The 15,900-nt window shown below is 72.0% G+C and carries 12 protein-coding genes, 1 tRNA gene, 1 pseudogene and 1 riboswitch; of the genes and pseudogenes, 9 read left to right on the top strand and 5 right to left on the bottom strand.

The genetic code is table 11. The features are described from left to right. Positions 1-16: 16 nt before the first annotated feature. A riboswitch (cyclic di-AMP (ydaO/yuaA leader) is annotated at positions 17-183 on the top strand. 5 nt (positions 184-188) lie between these two features. The 6 genes and pseudogenes from ACIRD3_RS29320 to ACIRD3_RS29295 all read left to right on the top strand — a co-directional run bounded on the left by ACIRD3_RS29320 (position 189) and on the right by ACIRD3_RS29295 (position 6,570). Continuing rightward, positions 189-980, top strand: a complete 792-nt coding sequence (locus ACIRD3_RS29320) for a transglycosylase family protein (RefSeq protein WP_402222638.1) — start codon at positions 189-191, stop codon at positions 978-980. A gap of 250 nt (positions 981-1,230) precedes the next feature. Beyond that, on the top strand, positions 1,231-2,517 hold the full coding sequence (gene eno / locus ACIRD3_RS29315; protein WP_402222635.1) for a phosphopyruvate hydratase: 1,287 nt from the start codon (positions 1,231-1,233) through the stop codon (positions 2,515-2,517). A gap of 169 nt (positions 2,518-2,686) precedes the next feature. Further along, positions 2,687-3,169 carry a septum formation initiator family protein gene (locus ACIRD3_RS29310; RefSeq protein WP_402222632.1) on the top strand — a complete coding sequence of 161 codons (483 nt, stop codon included), beginning with the start codon at positions 2,687-2,689 and terminating at the stop codon, positions 3,167-3,169. Beyond that, positions 3,141-3,680, top strand: a pseudogene (locus ACIRD3_RS29305) (DUF501 domain-containing protein); the annotation flags it as partial. The gene ACIRD3_RS29310 and the pseudogene ACIRD3_RS29305, both read left to right, overlap by 29 nt. A 158-nt stretch (positions 3,681-3,838) precedes the next feature. Continuing rightward, positions 3,839-4,774, top strand: a complete 936-nt coding sequence (locus ACIRD3_RS29300) for an exopolyphosphatase (protein WP_402222803.1) — start codon at positions 3,839-3,841, stop codon at positions 4,772-4,774. Positions 4,775-5,202: 428 nt separating this feature from the next. Beyond that, on the top strand, positions 5,203-6,570 hold the full coding sequence (locus ACIRD3_RS29295; RefSeq protein ID WP_402222629.1) for an NAD(P)/FAD-dependent oxidoreductase: 1,368 nt from the start codon (positions 5,203-5,205) through the stop codon (positions 6,568-6,570). A 313-nt stretch (positions 6,571-6,883) separates the two neighbouring features. Here the strand turns inward: ACIRD3_RS29295 and ACIRD3_RS29290 are convergent, their stop codons facing one another. Together ACIRD3_RS29290 and ACIRD3_RS29285 are read right to left on the bottom strand one after the other, a co-directional pair. After that, positions 6,884-9,442, bottom strand: a complete 2,559-nt coding sequence (locus ACIRD3_RS29290; RefSeq protein WP_402222626.1) for an ABC transporter permease — start codon at positions 9,440-9,442, stop codon at positions 6,884-6,886. Between the two features lie 63 nt (positions 9,443-9,505). After that, positions 9,506-10,315 carry an ABC transporter ATP-binding protein gene (locus ACIRD3_RS29285; protein WP_402222625.1) on the bottom strand — a complete coding sequence of 270 codons (810 nt, stop codon included), beginning with the start codon at positions 10,313-10,315 and terminating at the stop codon, positions 9,506-9,508. Between the two features lie 267 nt (positions 10,316-10,582). Between ACIRD3_RS29285 and ACIRD3_RS29280 the strand changes: the two genes are divergently transcribed. The 3 genes from ACIRD3_RS29280 (at position 10,583) to ACIRD3_RS29270 (ending at position 12,134) form a co-directional block, all read left to right on the top strand. Further along, a tRNA-Leu gene (locus ACIRD3_RS29280) sits at positions 10,583-10,664 on the top strand. Positions 10,665-10,807: 143 nt separating this feature from the next. Continuing rightward, a complete protein-coding gene (locus ACIRD3_RS29275) occupies positions 10,808-11,680 on the top strand; it encodes a Bax inhibitor-1/YccA family protein (RefSeq protein WP_402222623.1) in 873 nt (290 codons plus the stop codon). A gap of 85 nt (positions 11,681-11,765) precedes the next feature. Continuing rightward, positions 11,766-12,134: a hypothetical protein gene (locus ACIRD3_RS29270; RefSeq protein WP_402222620.1), complete on the top strand. Its 369-nt coding sequence runs from the start codon at positions 11,766-11,768 to the stop codon at positions 12,132-12,134. Positions 12,135-12,287: 153 nt separating this feature from the next. On the opposite strand, the gene ACIRD3_RS29265 is transcribed toward ACIRD3_RS29270, so the two are convergent. The 3 genes from ACIRD3_RS29265 to ACIRD3_RS29255 form a co-directional block, all read right to left on the bottom strand. Beyond that, positions 12,288-13,229, bottom strand: a complete 942-nt coding sequence (locus ACIRD3_RS29265) for a hypothetical protein (protein WP_402222618.1) — start codon at positions 13,227-13,229, stop codon at positions 12,288-12,290. A gap of 288 nt (positions 13,230-13,517) precedes the next feature. After that, positions 13,518-14,738: an acetyl-CoA C-acetyltransferase gene (locus tag ACIRD3_RS29260; RefSeq protein ID WP_402222616.1), complete on the bottom strand. Its 1,221-nt coding sequence runs from the start codon at positions 14,736-14,738 to the stop codon at positions 13,518-13,520. A 63-nt stretch (positions 14,739-14,801) separates the two neighbouring features. Then, positions 14,802-15,890, bottom strand: coding sequence for an SGNH/GDSL hydrolase family protein (locus ACIRD3_RS29255; RefSeq protein ID WP_402222613.1), 1,089 nt, complete (start codon positions 15,888-15,890; stop codon positions 14,802-14,804). Between the last annotated feature and the right edge of the window lie 10 nt (positions 15,891-15,900).

Below are 15,900 nucleotides of genomic sequence, written 5' to 3'. Positions count from 1 at the left end.
TCCTGCCCGCCGCGTCACGGGAAACCGACCAGAACCCTGGGCAGGGGCGGGGGACCCAGGTTTGTTGCCGTCCCCACGGCTTGGGGTGAAGCCGCCCGGGCGGAATCGATTCCGCGTACGGCGGCCGGGCCACCTCCCGGTCCGAACCCGACAGCTCACCTCGCAGGCGTGCGGAGAGGGACCTCTTCATGCTGTTCGTTGGAACTGGCCGTCATCGTCGTCGCACCCAGGCCGAGAAGGCCATCGCCGTCGCCGGGGTGGCCGGCGTCGGACTCGCGCTGCCGCTCCTCACCGCCACCGGCGCCTCCGCCGCCCCGGCCTCCACCTGGGACTCCGTCGCCCAGTGCGAGAGCGGCGGCAACTGGAGCATCAACACCGGCAACGGCTTCTACGGAGGCCTGCAGTTCACCTCCAGCACCTGGAAGGCGTACGGCGGCACCGCCTACGCGCCGCAGGCCCACCAGGCCAGCAAGGGCCAGCAGATCGCGATCGCCGAGAAGGTGCTCGCCTCGCAGGGCCCCGGCGCCTGGCCGGTCTGCTCCAAGAAGGCCGGTCTGACCAAGGGCGGCGCCCCGGCGTCGGTCGACACCTCCTCGGACGCCAAGCCGCAGTCCGCCCCGCAGCAGCAGACGCCCAAGCGGCAGGCCCAGAAGCCGGTGGAGAAGCCGGCCCAGAAGCCCGAGGCCAAGCCCGCCCAGAAGCAGGGCCCGAAGCACGCCGCGCCCCAGCGGGCCGAGAAGCCCGTCGAGCAGTCGGCGCAGCAGTACGTCCCCAAGCACGCGGCCCCGCGCCCCGCGCAGCCGGCCCCGTCCGCGCAGAGCGGCCACGACTACACCGTCCGCGCCGGTGACACGCTGTCGACCATCGCCGCCGCCCAGGGCGTGTCCGGCGGCTGGCACGCGCTGTACGAGCAGAACCGCTCCACCGTCGGCGGCGACCCGGACCTGATCCTGCCCGGCCAGGTGCTGCACCTCGGCTGAGCCGCCACACCCGGCGCGGTGGGGGCCGGTCGTACCGGTCCCCTTCGTCCGCATTCGCCCGCCCCGGTGGGACAAGGTGGGACAAGCAGGTGAACTACCGGTGGGTAGCGGGGCCACACGCTGAGACGGGACCGAGGCGGAGGTGGCCCCGGGAGCCCGGGCGGTTAGGCTCTGGTCCGTAACGACTCCGCAATCGTCCTGCCGACAGCACCACCGTCAGCCGGACCCTGCTTCCGCAAGGAGATGCCTCGTGCCGTCCATCGATGTCGTCGTAGCCCGTGAGATCCTCGACTCCCGCGGCAACCCCACGGTCGAGGTCGAGGTCGGCCTCGACGACGGCAGCACGGGTCGTGCCGCTGTCCCGTCGGGTGCCTCCACCGGCGCCTTCGAGGCGCTGGAGCTGCGCGACGGCGACAAGAACCGCTACTTCGGCAAGGGCGTGGAAAAGGCCGTCCTGGCCGTCATCGAGCAGATCGGCCCGGAGCTGGTCGGCTACGACGCCACCGAGCAGCGCCTGATCGACCAGGCCATGCTCGACCTGGACGCCACCCCGGACAAGTCCTCGCTCGGCGCCAACGCCATCCTGGGCGTCTCGCTGGCCGTCGCGCACGCCGCCTCCGAGGCCAGCGACCTGCCGCTGTTCCGCTACCTGGGCGGCCCGAACGCGCACCTCCTGCCGGTCCCGATGATGAACATCCTCAACGGCGGCTCGCACGCGGATTCCAACGTCGACATCCAGGAGTTCATGATCGCCCCGATCGGCGCGGAGTCCTTCTCCGAGGCCGTCCGTTGGGGCGTCGAGGTCTACCACACCCTCAAGGGCGTGCTGAAGGAGCGCGGCCTGTCCACCGGCCTCGGCGACGAGGGCGGCTTCGCGCCGAACCTGGACAGCAACCGCGAGGCCCTGGACCTGATCACCGAGGCCATCCAGAAGGCCGGCTATGTGCCCGGCCGGGACATCGCGCTGGCCCTGGACGTCGCCGCCTCCGAGTTCTACAAGGACGGTGCCTACCAGTTCGAGGGCAAGGCGCTCTCCTCCGCCGAGCTCATCGAGTACTACGCCGGGCTGGTCGCCGCCTACCCGCTGGTCTCCATCGAGGACCCGCTGGACGAGTCGGACTGGGACGGCTGGAAGGCCATGACCGACAAGCTGGGCGACAAGGTCCAGCTGGTCGGCGACGACCTGTTCGTCACCAACCCGGCCCGCCTGGCCAAGGGCATCGAGACCGGCACCGCCAACGCGCTGCTGGTGAAGGTGAACCAGATCGGCTCGCTGACCGAGACCCTGGACGCCGTCGAGCTGGCCCAGCGCAACGGCTACCGCTGCATGATGTCGCACCGCTCCGGCGAGACCGAGGACGTCACCATCGCCGACCTGGCCGTCGCCACCAACTGCGGCCAGATCAAGACCGGTGCCCCGGCCCGCTCCGAGCGCGTCGCCAAGTACAACCAGCTGCTGCGCATCGAGGAGATCCTCGACGACGCCGCCGAGTACGCCGGCCGCGGCGCCTTCCCGCGCTTCCGCTCCGCGGAGTAGTGCGCACGGTCGCTCCGCGGACCGGCAAGCGCGGCGAGCACGAGGGCTGAGCACCCGCGAGTAGCGCAAGCCTGACCGGTGCCCCGCCGTTCACCCCGTAGGGTGGACGGCGGGGCACCGTCGCGACCAGGAGGGGATACCGGAGATGGCAGGCTGGAGGATCCCGGGCTTGGCGGCCCGGCCTCGGTTCACGAGCCGGGCGACCGTCCTCGTCCTGGTGCTCTGCTCGCTGGTGGCGATCCTCGCCTACCCGACGCGGCAGTTCATCTCCCAGCGCGCCGAGATCTCCGCCCAGCGGGCGAAGGCCGACCACGCGCGCCAGCAGGTCGAGCAGCTGCGCCGGGAGAAGGCCCGCTGGCAGGACCCGGAGTACGTCAAGGCGCAGGCGCGCGCCCGGCTGCACTACGCGGTGCCGGGGGAGACCCCGTACATCGCGGTGGACCCGGCCGGGCAGGACTCCGCCAAGCCCTCCTCGTCCGCCGCCGGCGCCCCCGCCACCGGTGCGGCCACCGGCCAGGCGAGGGCCGCCAAGCCCTGGTACAGCAGCATCTGGGACTCGGTCGACGCCGCCGACGCGGCCGCGCAGGCCCCCGCCCACCCCCTTCCGCTCCCACCGTCCCCCGTTGGAGACACCTCCCCCCATGACCACTGAGAACCACCCCGCCGTCTCCGACGCCGACGTCGCGGCCATCGCCGCCCAGCTCGGCCGGGTGCCGCGCGGCCTGCGCGGCGTGGCGCACCGCTGCCCCTGCGGCAACCCGGACGTCGTGGAGACGGCCCCCCGGCTGCCGGACGGCACGCCGTTCCCGACGCTGTACTACCTGACCTGCCCCAAGGCCGCCTCGCTGATCGGCACCCTGGAGGCGGACGGCGTCATGAAGGAGCAGACCGCCCGGCTCGCCGAGGACCCGGAGCTGGCCGCCGCCTACCAGAAGGCGCACGAGGACTACATCGCCCGCCGCGACGCGATCGAGGTGCTGGAGGGCTTCCCGAGCGCCGGTGGCATGCCGGACCGGGTGAAGTGCCTGCACGTGCTGGTCGGCCACTCGCTGGCGGCCGGCGAGGGCGTCAACCCGCTCGGCGACGAGGCGATCGGCATGCTGGAGGACTGGTGGGCCAAGGGCCCCTGCGTCTCCCCGGCCGAGGTCGAGGCGGCCGGTGAGCGGGTCGCCCGCAACCGCGCCAAGGAGCAGGACCACGAGGCCGTGATCGCCGCCAAGCAGCAGAAGGCCGCCGAGCGCGCCGCCAAGAAGCGCGCCGCGGAGGAGACCGGCGAGGACGGCACGGCGACGGACGACGGGCAGCGGGAGTCGCGGTGACCATGACCCGTGTGGCCGCGATCGACTGCGGCACCAACTCGATCCGGCTGCTGGTCGCCGACCTGGACCCGGAGACCGGCGAGATCACCGACCTCGACCGCCGGATGATCGTCAACCGGCTGGGCCAGGGCGTGGACCGGACCGGCCGGCTGCACCCGGACGCGCTGGCCCGCACCTTCGCGGCCTGCCGGGAGTACCAGGAGATCATCTCCGGCTTCGGCGTCGGCCCGGAGCGGGTCCGCTTCGTCGCCACCAGCGCCTCCCGGGACGCCGAGAACAGCGACGAGTACGCCAAGGGCGTGCACGACATCCTGGGCGTCGAGCCGGAGGTGGTGAGCGGCGAGGAGGAGGCGCGACTGTCCTTCCTGGGTGCCACCAAGGAGCTGACCGGCGATCGGTTCCCCGGTCCGTACCTGGTGTTCGACCTGGGCGGCGGCTCGACCGAGTTCGTGCTCGGGACGGACGACGTCCAGGCGGCGCGCTCGGTGGACATCGGTTGCGTGCGGCTCACCGAGCGGCACTTCGGCGGCGCCGAACTGCCCTCCGCGGAGCAGATCGCCGAGGCCAGGGCGCACGTGCGGGCCGAGCTGGACAAGGCCGAGGAGGTCGTCCCGCTGACCGGCGCGGCCACCCTGGTGGGCCTGGCCGGGACGGTCACGACGGTGTCCGCGATCGCCCAGGACCTGCCGGACTACGACTCGGCGGCGATCCACCACTCCCGGATCAGCCGGGAGCGGGTCGCCGAGATCGCCCACGAGCTGCTGGCCGCGACGCACGCCGAGCGCGGGGCGATCCCGTCGATGCACCCGGGCCGGGTCGACGTGATCGCGGCCGGGGCGCTGGAGCTGCTGGAGATCATGGAGCGCACCGGCGCCGCGGAGGTGGTCGTGAGCGAGCACGACATCCTGGACGGCATCGCCTGGGGTATCGCCCGCTGAGGCCTTGCAGGGCTTACCCGACCGGCCCCGGCACCCCTTTCGGGGAGCCGGGGCCGGGACGCGCCCGGGCGCGTGCGGAAAAGTTCGTGAATTTCTTCACATGGCGATCCGGTCATTCGTCGTACCGCCCCGCCCGCTACGTCCGAATTGTGGGACCGAAGGCCCGTCGGGTATGGGGCCCGCTGGATCGCAGGCCAGGGCTCGTTCGAGGTTTGAAAATCGAAATCACATGCGGGAACCCGGGCCCTGTACGGATCGTTGCTGCTCAACGGGGTGGTGCCCCGGTGCACGGTCACGGGGGGTCGCCGGGGGGTGTGAAGGTGAACATCCGGCCCGGAGTTGTGGCCGCGCAGTGTAGCACGGGGGGTCCGTGAGCTTGTGACCGGGCTCACGAAGGCTGCTCCGGACGGTGCTGGATACTTTCGGATATGAGCACCACGGAGCGTCCTCGCATCCTCATTGTCGGCGGTGGTTACGTCGGCCTGTATGCCGCGATGCGCATCCTCAAGAAGATGCGCTACGGCGAAGCGACCGTCACGGTCGTCGACCCGCGGTCGTACATGACGTACCTGCCCTTCCTCCCCGAGGCGGCCGGCGGCAACGTCGCGCCCCGCAACCTCGTCGCGCCGCTGCGCAGCGCCCTCAAGCAGGCGGAGGTGCTGACCGGGTCCGTCACCGGCATCGACCACGCCCGCAAGGTCGCCACCATCCAGCCCGCGGCCGGCGACAGCTACGAGCTGCCCTTCGAGTACCTGGTCGTCGCGACCGGCTCGGTCTCCCGCACCTTCCCGATCCCGGGTCTGGCGGAGAACGGCATCGGCATGAAGACGGTCGAGGAGGCCATCGGCCTCCGCAACCACGTCATGGCCCAGCTCGACAAGGCCGAGTCCACCACGGACCCGGAGGTCCGCCGCAAGGCCCTGACCTTCGTCGTCATCGGCGGTGGCTTCGCCGGCATCGAGACGATCGCCGAGATCGAGGACATGGCGCGCGACGCGTCCAAGCTGTACCGGACCGTCAGCCGCGACGACATGCGCTTCGTGGTCGTCGAGGCCGCGAACCGCATCCTGCCGGAGATGGGCCCGGACCTCGGTCTGTGGACCAAGGAGAAGCTCGAAGAGCGCAACATCGAGGTCTACATCGAGACCTCCATGGACTCCTGCGTCGACGGCCACGTCATGCTGAAGAACGGCATGGAGATGGACGCCTCCACCATCGTGTGGACGGCCGGCGTGAAGCCCAACCCGGTGCTGGCCGACTTCGGCCTGCCGCTGGGCCCGCGAGGCCACGTCGACACCGCGCCGACCCTGCAGGTCCAGGGCTTCGACTACGTCTGGGCCGCCGGCGACAACGCCCAGGTGCCGGACCTCGCCGCCGGCGAGGGCGCCTGGTGCCCGCCGAACGCGCAGCACGCCTGCCGCCAGGCCGTCGTCCTCGGCGACAACGTGATCTCCGGCATGCGGGGCTTCCCGCAGAAGGAGTACAAGCACAAGAACCTGGGTGCGGTCGCCGGTCTCGGCCTCCACAAGGGCGTGGCGATCCTCTTCGGCAAGTACAAGCTGAAGGGCCGTCCGGCCTGGTGGTTCCACCGCCTGTACCACGGCGCGATGGTGCCGACCTTCAACCGCAAGGTCCGCGTCTTCACCGACTGGACCCTCGCGATGTTCCTGAAGCGCGAGATGGTCGGCCTCTCCCAGATGGAGAAGCCGCAGCTTCCGATCCAGGAGGTCACCCCGCCCACCAAGCCCGTCGAGGCCGCCAAGCCGGCCGCCGACAAGGAACTCGCGAGCAAGTAAGCGACTGAGACCCCGGTGTGGGAGCACCGGGGTATGAGTCGGAGGCCCTCCGCCCGGCAGCGTTGCCGGACCACGACCTCCGTGGTGCTCAGCCGGCCCTGCGACCGGGCGGAGTACAGCAGTAGAAGAGCCCCTGCCGAACCGTCGGCAGGGGCTCTCTCTGTTCATCCCGCCGCTCGCCGCCGGGCGCTCGGGACCCGATGCCGACGGTCGTCGCTCCCGCGCTCCTCCCTTTCGGCATCGGCGCGCCCTCCGGCTCGGGCCCTGTTCATCCCGCCGCTCGGGACCTGTCGTCCGTCAGTCGGCCGCCGGTTCAGTCGGTCTTGATGCTCGACAGGATGTCCAGCTTGGACGCCCGGCGGGCCGGCCAGATCGCGGCCACCAGGCCGACCACCCCGGCCAGCACCAGGAACAGCGCCAGCTGCCCGTACGGCAGGACGGTGGTCAGACCGGCCAGGCTGGACTTCAGGGTGCCGTTGATCGCCCAGGCGATGAAGCAGCCGAGCGCCAGGCCGATGCCGGCACCGAACAGCGAGATCACCACGGACTCCAGGCGGACCATCCGCTTGATGCCCCGGCGGTCCAGGCCGATCGCCCGCAGCATCCCGATCTCGCGCTTGCGCTCGAAGACCGACATCGCCAGCGTGTTGATCACGCCCAGGATCGCGATCAGGACCGCCATTCCCAGCAGGCCGTACATCAGGTTCAGCGCGAAGGTGATGGTCTGGCTGAAGTCGTCGCGGACGTCCTGCTTGGACTTCACCTCGATCACCGGGTTGGCACCGGTGGCGTCCTTGATCGTCTGCTTGAGCGCGGCGGTCGCGCCGTCCTTGCCCTTGACCAGGACGTCGGAGACGAACGGCTTCGGCTCGTGCTTGGCGACCTCGCTGTTGGCCAGGACGACCGAGCCGAGCATGCCGCCCGTCTCGTAGACGCCGCCGACGGTGAGCTGCCCCGTGGACTCGTCCGGGTAGGAGACGGTCAGCACCGAGCCCGTGGTGACCTTGAGCTCCTTGGCGGCGTCCTGGTCGACCAGCAGCTGGCCCTTGCCGAGCGCCGCGGTGGAACCGCTGGTCAGCTTGACCCCGACGAGCTGGTCGAAGCTGTCCGCGTTCAGGCCGGAGACCGTCCTCCCGGTGCCGTTGAGCTCCAGGTAGGTCTTGGTCTGCGGCGAGGAGGCGGTCACCCCGGGGGACTTGGCGATCTGGGCGGACACCTGCTCGGAGAGGCTCATGTCGTTGGCGGCCCCGACGACGAAGTCGGCCTTCATCGAGCTGGTGACGGCCTTGTCCACCACGTCCCCCACCGAGGCGCCGATCACCGTGAGGCCGCTGACCAGGGTCAGGCCGATGGTGAGCGCGGCGGCGGTGGCCGCGGTGCGACGCGGGTTGCGCACCGCGTTCTGCTGGGCGAGCTTGCCCGGGGTGCCGCCGAGGCCGCGCAGCAGCGGGCCGATCAGCGCGACCACCGGCCGGGAGAGCAGCGGCAGCAGGACGAACACGCCGATCAGGGCGAGGAAGGCGCCGAGGCCGACCGGCATCCGGCCGCTGGTGTCGCCGGTGGAGGCGCCGAAGCCGATCAGGGCCAGGCCGCCGGCGGCGAGCAGCGAGCCGATGGTGTTGCGGACCACCAGGCTCTTCTGGGAGGCGGGCTGGTCGCCGCTGCTCATCGCGGCGACCGGGGCGATCCGGGCGGCGCGCAGGGCGGGCAGCAGGGCCGACAGCACCGTCACCACGACGCCGACCACCAGGGTCACCGCGACGGTGAGCGGCTTGATCACCAGTGAGCCGCTCGGCAGGTTCTCGTTCAGGGTGCCGAGCAGGGACTGCATCCCCGCGCCGATCCCGACGCCCGCGACCAGACCGGCCGCCGCCGAGACGGTGCCGATCAGCAGGGCCTCGACCAGCACCGAGCGGGTCACCTGCTTGCGGCTGGCGCCGATGGCGCGCAGCAGGGCCAGTTCCTTGGTGCGCTGGGCGACCAGCATGGTGAAGGTGTTGGCGATGATGAAGATGCCGACGAAGAGCGCGATGAAGGCGAAGACCAGCAGCATGGTGCGCATGCTGTCGGTGCCCTTGGTGATCATCTCCTGCTCGTCGGCCTTGAGCTTGGTGCCGGTCTCGACGTCGAACTGGTGGCCGACGGGCACCTTGGGCGTGGCCTGGGCGAGCAGTGCGTCCTCGGAGGTGCCGGGCTTGGCGGTGAGGACGACGCTGCTGTAGCGGCCGGGCTCCAGCAGCAGCTGCTGGGCGGTGGCCTTGTCGAACAGGGTGAGCGTGCCGCCGGTGTTCACCACCGGGTCGTCGGTGGTGAAGACGCCGGTGAGCCTGGCCTCGATCACCGGGCCGTTGGCGGCCACCCGGACGGTGTCGCCGACCTTGTAGCCGGCCTTGTCGGCGGTCTTGCGGTCGAGCGCGATCTCCTTGCCGTTCTTCGGGCCCTGGCCCTCGGCCATCGGGTAGCGCGGGTCCTTGCCGTCCTGGCCGGGCGCGAAGTTGGCGCCCCGCGCGGCCCAGAACTGGCCGACCAGGTTCCCCTTGTGGTCGGCGACGCCGGTGAAGCCGCTCACCACGCCGCGGGCGCCGGCGGTGCCCGGCAGGGCGGCCAGCTGCTGGACGGTGGCGTCGGTGAGCGCGGCGGAGCCGCTCTCGCCCTTCTCCTTGGCGCCGGCGCCGGAGCCGGCCGCGCGGTCCACCACCTGGACCGAGACGTCCGAGTAGCTCTTGGAGTTGCTGTCCCGCATGGCCTTGCCGAAGGTGTCGGAGAAGACCATGGTGCCCGCCACGAAGGCGGTGCCGAGCATGACGGCGAGCGCCGTCATCAGCAGTCGGCCCTTGTGGGCCAGCACGTTGCGCAGTGCGGTGCGATACATGGGGTGTCCTGGGGAGTCGTGGGTCGGGCGCGGGCGGGCCGGCGGGCCCGGGCTGGCGTGGTGTCAGCTGGTGCGGCCCTTGGCGTCGAAGCGGCGCATGCGGTCCAGGACGGTGTCGGCGGTGGGGTGGTGGAGTTCGTCGACGATGCGGCCGTCGGCGAGGAAGACGACGCGGTCGGCGTAGGCGGCGGCGACGGGGTCGTGGGTGACCATGACGACGGTCTGGCCGAGTTCGCGCACGGAGTTGCGCAGGAACGAGAGGATCTCGGCGCCGGAGCGGGAGTCGAGGTTGCCGGTGGGCTCGTCGGCGAAGATGATGTCGGGCTTGCCGGCGAGGGCGCGGGCGCAGGCGACGCGCTGCTGCTGGCCGCCGGAGAGCTGGGAGGGGCGGTGGTTGAGGCGGCCGGAGAGGCCGACGGTGTCGACGACGCGGTCGAGCCAGGCCTGGTCGACCTTGCGGCCGGCGATGTCCATCGGGAGGGTGATGTTCTCCAGGGCGGTCAGGGTCGGCAGCAGGTTGAAGGCCTGGAAGACGAAGCCGATGTGGTCGCGGCGCAGTTGGGTGAGCTGCTTGTCCTTGAGGCCGACGAGTTCGGTGTCGCCGATGGTGGAGGAGCCGGAGGTGACGGTGTCGAGGCCGGCCATGCAGTGCATGAGGGTGGACTTGCCGGAGCCGGAGGGACCCATGATCGCGGTGAACTCGCCCTGCGGGAAGGCCACGCTGACGTCGTCGAGGGCGACCACGCGGGTCTCGCCCTCCCCGTAGACCTTGTTCAGGCCGGTGGCGCGGGCGGCCGCCCGGCCGGTGCGGACGGCGGTTGCGGTCGACGTGGTCACGGGGGGCTCCTCGGGCTCGTGGACTTGTACCTCCATGCTCCGCGACGTGATCATGGTCTGGCGTCGCTCCGCCGGACGGTTGGCCCTACCACCGCTGGGCGTACGGGAGGGAGGGGCTCGTCCTCCTGCGGTATGACGGGAACCCTGAGGCGGCGCCGGCGGCCGAGGGGTGGCCGGAACCGCTATCCTTCGTGGCCGAATCCCGGACAGTTCGTCAGATGGCAAGGAAACATGACAACTTCCGGGGCTGGGAACATGCGAAAGGGCGAGCCGGGCGACTAGGCTCAGGGGGGTTCGCAGGACGCCCGGATGGTGGAACGCAGACACGGGCAGCTTAAAACTGCTTGGCCGCGAGGCCGTGCCGGTTCGAGTCCGGCTCCGGGCACCGATTCCGACCGGCGGGGGCGCCGACGGCGCCCCCGCCGTGAGACGTTCGCCGGATCCTCCTCGCGGCGTATCCCGGAATTTTTGCCAAGCCATTACCCTTGTGCTTTGGGCGGTGCAGTGCCGCCACGGAGGGAATGAGCAATGAGAAGCAGCAACCCGGTCTTCTCGCGGGAGGGGTCCTTCACCCGCGACTCCGGCTACGCGGGGTTCGGTAACGCCGCGCAGGCCGGGAGCCCGTACGGCACCAACCCCTACGCGGGGACGCAGTACGCCCAGCAGCCTCAGGGCCAGGGCCCGATGACGGACGAGCAGCTGTACGAGCTGTACAACGGGCCGGCGGCCGGCCCGGCCGCCACCGGGCGGATGACGCTGGACGACGTGGTCGCCCGCACCGCCATGACGCTGCTGACCCTGGTCGCCGCCGGCGCGGTGGCCTGGTTCGCGCTGCCGTTCGAGAACTACGGCTTCGCGATCGCGGCCAGCATGGTGGCCCTGGTGATCGGCCTGGTGGCCTCCTTCAAGCGCAGCGTCAGCCCGCCGCTGATCCTGGCGTACGCGGCCTTCCAGGGCTTCGCGATGGGCGCCTGGTCGCACGCGCTGAACACCGTCCTCAACGGCATCGTGATCCAGGCGGTGCTGGGCACGGCGGCGGTCTTCGCGGCGATGCTCTTCGCCTACAAGAGCGGCCGGATCCGCGTCACCGCGCGCTACCAGCGGATCGGCATCTCGATCGCCCTGGGCTTCGTGCTGCTGATGCTGGTCAACCTGGTCGCGGCGGCCTTCGGCGCCGACATGGGGCTGCGCTCCGGCCCGCTGGGCATCGTGGTCGGCCTGGTCGGCATCGGTCTGGGCGCCTTCTTCCTGTCGCTGGACTTCGCGGAGATCGAGACGGCCATCGCCCAGGGCGCGCCGCAGCGCGAGTCGTGGCGGGCGGCCTTCGGGCTGACCCTGTCGCTGGTCTGGATCTACATGGAGATGATGCGGCTCATCGCGATCCTGCGCGGCGACGACTGACCCCTCCCCCCGCTGTGAACACTGCCGCCGGGCCCCGGAGCCACCCGCTCCGGGGCCCGGCGGCTTTTCGCCTAGGCTCGCTGCCATGCATGACGTAGAGCCCCTGGTCGAAGCCGTCGACAAACTGGCGGATCGTTTCCGCTCGCTGCCGCAGAGCAAGCTGCTGGGCGCCGTGCCCGGGCACGCCTCGCGGGCGGCGGCCGCGCTGGACCTGGCCCGGCGGCTGGCAGCGCTGGCGCTCGCGGCGGAGGGCGGGCCGGAGCGGGACTTCCCGGACGCCGGGGCCTTCGCGGTGGGGGACCAACTGGCCGTCGCCGGGCACGACCTGGCCGCCGCGCTCGCGGCGCTGCCCGAGGGCGCGGAGGTGGCGCTGCCGGACGGGCCCGCGGCCGTCGCCGAGGTGCTGGCCGGGGCGGTCGCGGCGGTGCGCGGGACGGCGGAGCTCTGCGGCTGAGGCCGGCTCCGACGGGACCGGCAACGGTCGCCAGGCCGGGAGTGGGACCGGGAGCGGGAACGCCGAAGGCCGGCCGGGTCGGTAACCCCTGTGACCCGGTCGGCCTTCGGCGTGCTGTGCTGTGCTGAGGGGAGTCCTGCCGTTGATTCGGCGTCAGATGCTGGCGACCACCCGGTCGGCGAGCACGTAGACGGCCTCCTCGTCGGTGGAGAAGGTCAGCGAGTACGAACCGGAGAAGCGCGAGCCGCCGAGCAGCCGGACGTGCTCACCGGCGCGGACCGCGTCGATCAGCCGGTAGGCGGCCTCCCGGTCGCCCGGGGCCACGCAGAGCGTGGTGCCGTCGGCGAAGGCGTACACGTCCAGGGTGCCGAGCGGGCCGGGACGGACGTCGGTCAGGGCGACGGCCTCCTCGGCGAGGGCGGCCAGCCGGTTATCGGTCCACTCACGGGACGGCGCCTGGCTCGGCACGAAGTCGGGGTGCGAGGGGTGGCGGCGCGGGTCGGGCGCGGCGACCGGGGCCTCCTCGACGGCCGGGTCGGTGTCCAGCAGCCCGGCCTCCAGGCCGGTGGCCAGCAGGTCGGCCTCGCGGCGGGCCCGGGCGTCCTTGGTGGGCTCGCCCACCGGGTGGCCGGGGCGCAGCGGCGCGCCGCCGTCGGTGCCGGGCTCGGCCGGGGCGGTGCCGCCCTCGCTGATCAGGTCCTCCAGCGCGGAGCGCAGCGCTTCACCGAACTCCGGGTCCATCGTCCCGGCGTTGTCGGCGGCGTCCTGCGGGCCGGTGGGGCGGGGGAAGAACAGCGGCCACTCGTCGGTGCCGGAGAAGACCCCGGTGAAGGGGGAGTCGAACAGCGGCGCGTCCTCGGCCGCGCGGGCCTCCTGCTCGGCCCAGAACGCCCGGGCCTCGGTGATCTCCCGCTCGCGGTCGGCGGCGAGCGCCTCGGCGACGGCCCGGCGTATCGCGGCCTCGTCCACCGGTGCGGGCAGGGCCCGGGCCGCCGCCTGGGCGTCCAGTCGGCGGGAGATCGCCCGGAGACGGAACAGCACGGCGGTCGACACGGTGATCAGGATCAGCAGCAGGATGGCGTAGACGGCGCTCACGGAACGTACTCCTAGCGAGGAGCGGAACGGGGTTACGTGTCCACACTGCCGCATGCGGGGCTGTTACCGCAGTGGCGAATGTCTAATTCGTCCAGGACTTTCGCTCTTGTCCCCAAATTGTTAGGTAACACCGTTCTACGCAGTGGAGTTGATCCGCTCCGCAGTGTCGATTTCCGGGCCGAAAGCGAACGAAAAGAGGGCCGGATCGACCTCGCGGTGTGATCCGGCCCTCAATTACGCAGTGTCACTCCAAATGGGTGGTCCAGACCCTTCGGAGGGGGCGGGTGGTCAGCTGAGGCGCTCGATGACCATCGCCATGCCCTGGCCGCCGCCGACGCACATGGTCTCCAGACCGAACTGCTTGTCGTGCCACTGCAGGGAGTTGATCAGCGTGGTGGTGATCCGGGCGCCGGTCATGCCGAAGGGGTGGCCGACCGCGATGGCGCCGCCGTTGACGTTGAGCTTGTCCAGGTCGACGCCGAGGTCGCGGTAGGAGGGGATCACCTGGGCCGCGAAGGCCTCGTTGATCTCGACCAGGTCGATGTCGTCGATGGTCAGGCCGGCCCGCCGGAGCGCCTGCTTGGAGGCCTCGACCGGGCCGTAGCCCATGATCTCGGGGGAGAGGGCGCTGACACCGGTGGAGACGACGCGGGCGAGCGGGGTGATGCCGAGCTCGGCGGCCTTGGTGTCGGACATGATGACCAGCGCGGCCGCGCCGTCGTTCAGCGGGCAGCAGTTACCGGCGGTCACGGTGCCGTCCGGCCGGAACACCGGCTTCAGGCCCGAGACGCCCTCCAGGGTCACGCCGGCGCGCGGGCCGTCGTCCGTGCTGACCACCGTGCCGTCCGGGGTCGTCACCGGGGTGATCTCGCGCTCCCAGAAGCCGGCCTTGATGGCGGCCTCGGCGAGGTTCTGCGAGCGGACGCCGAACTCGTCCTGCTCGGCGCGGGTGATGCCCTTGAGCGCGGCGAGGTTCTCGGCGGTCTGGCCCATCGCGATGTAGGCGTCCGGCAGCAGGCCGTCCTCGCGCGGGTCGTGCCACTCGCCGCCGCCCTCCTCGGCGCGCTTGGCGGTACGGGCCTGGGCCTCGTCGAAGAGCGGGTTCATGGTGCCCGGCATGCCGTCCGAGGTGCCGTGGACGCTGCGCGAGACGGTCTCCACGCCGGCCGAGATGAAGACGTCGCCCTCGCCCGCCTTGATCGCGTGCAGCGCCATCCGCGTGGTCTGCAGCGAGGAGGAGCAGTAGCGGGTGATGGTGGCGCCGGGCAGGTAGTCCATGCCCATCTGGACGGCCACGATGCGGGCCAGGTTGTGGCCCTGCTCGCCGCCGGGCAGGCCGCAGCCCAGCATCAGGTCGTCGATCTCGCGCGGGTCGAGCTGCGGCACCTTGGCCAGCGCGGCCTGGATGATGTGAGCGGTCAGGTCGTCCGGGCGGACGTCCTTGAGGGAGCCCTTGAAGGCCCGGCCGATCGGCGAACGGGCGGCGCTGACGATGACGGCTTCGGGCATGACGGGCTCCTCGCTGGGTGACGGCGGACCTGACGTCCGGGAGGAAAGTTACCGCCTGGTAGATCAGGCGTCACCCGCCCCAGCGTGTGAGCTGGCCGACGTATTCCCGGAGGCCGGGGGCCCCTCCTCGGCGGGGTGGACGTGGGCCGCCGGGCCCGACCCGGGCAGCCCGACCCGCAGGCGCTGGCGCAGCAGGGCCCAGCGGTGGCCGGCGCCCTCCGCCTCCACCGCCGCCACCTCGGTGCCCGACCGGCCGGCCGCCGCGGCCGCCGCCACCGCGACCGGCAGCACCGTGTCGCCGGGCACCGGAACGGTCGGGCGCTCCTCCTCCGGCCAGAGGTCCAGCGCGGCGCAGACCGAGGGCAGCACGGCCATCGCCGCGGTCGCGTAGCCCTGGGCCGAGGGGTGGTAGCGGTCGGCGGCGAACATCTCCGGGCGGGCCGCGAACTCCGGGCCCAGCAGCGAGCCCAGCGACACCGTCCGGCCGCCCGCCTCCACCACCGCGATGGTCTGCGCGGCGGCCAGCTGCCGGCTCAGCCGACGGGCCACCCAGCGCAGCGGCGGCCGCACCGGCTTGATCGTGCCGAGGTCCGGGCAGGTCCCGACGACCACCTCGCAGCCGTTGGCGCGCAGCGCGGCGACGGCCTCGCCGAGCTGGCGGACGGCCAGCTGGGCCGGGCTGTGCCGGGTCACGTCATTGGCGCCGATCATGATCACCGCGATGTCCGGGTGGTGCGGCAGCGCCTGCTCCAGCTGGCCGGACAGGTCGGCGGAGCGGCCGCCGGAGCGGGCCACGTTGACCAGCCGGACCGGGCGCTCGGCCACCGAGGCCAGACCGGCGGCGAGCAGGGCCCCCGGGGTCTCGCGGGCCCGCGCCACACCGAGGCCGGCGCCGGTCGAGTCGCCGAGGACGGCCAGCACGAGCGGCGGCTGCGGGTCGGCGGCGCCGTCGGCGAAGGCCTCGCCGTAGACGCCGTCGGACTTGGGCGGGTGGGTCTCCAGGACGCCGATGGCCTGGACGGCGAGCTTGCTCTCGGTCAGCAGCAGGCCGACCAGGCCCACGCCGAGCAGCCCGAGCCCGCCGCCGCCGTACGCCGCCGCGGTGGCGATCCGCCGGGCCACCCGGGCCCGCGAGTCGTGAGTGCCTGGCATCCGGTGCCCC

Source organism: Kitasatospora sp. NPDC093550, from assembly GCF_044764985.1.
In the GTDB taxonomy this organism is placed as follows: Bacteria; Actinomycetota; Actinomycetes; order Streptomycetales; family Streptomycetaceae; genus Kitasatospora.
Note: the sequence above shows the minus strand (reverse complement) of the source record. Positions and strands in the feature narration are given on the sequence as shown.

What these genes read in the sequence shown, in the direction of transcription:
- ACIRD3_RS29300 (WP_402222803.1), top strand. Translation starts at nt 3,839, where the DNA reads ATGACCCGTGTGGCCGCGATCGACTGCGGCACCAACTCGATCCGGCTG.
- ACIRD3_RS29285 (WP_402222625.1), bottom strand. Translation starts at nt 10,315, where the DNA reads ATGGAGGTACAAGTCCACGAGCCCGAGGAGCCCCCCGTGACCACGTCG.
- ACIRD3_RS29270 (WP_402222620.1), top strand. Translation starts at nt 11,766, where the DNA reads ATGCATGACGTAGAGCCCCTGGTCGAAGCCGTCGACAAACTGGCGGAT.
- ACIRD3_RS29320 (WP_402222638.1), top strand. Translation starts at nt 189, where the DNA reads ATGCTGTTCGTTGGAACTGGCCGTCATCGTCGTCGCACCCAGGCCGAG.
- ACIRD3_RS29275 (WP_402222623.1), top strand. Translation starts at nt 10,808, where the DNA reads ATGAGAAGCAGCAACCCGGTCTTCTCGCGGGAGGGGTCCTTCACCCGC.
- ACIRD3_RS29295 (WP_402222629.1), top strand. Translation starts at nt 5,203, where the DNA reads ATGAGCACCACGGAGCGTCCTCGCATCCTCATTGTCGGCGGTGGTTAC.
- ACIRD3_RS29260 (WP_402222616.1), bottom strand. Translation starts at nt 14,738, where the DNA reads ATGCCCGAAGCCGTCATCGTCAGCGCCGCCCGTTCGCCGATCGGCCGG.
- ACIRD3_RS29290 (WP_402222626.1), bottom strand. Translation starts at nt 9,442, where the DNA reads ATGTATCGCACCGCACTGCGCAACGTGCTGGCCCACAAGGGCCGACTG.
- ACIRD3_RS29255 (WP_402222613.1), bottom strand. Translation starts at nt 15,890, where the DNA reads ATGCCAGGCACTCACGACTCGCGGGCCCGGGTGGCCCGGCGGATCGCC.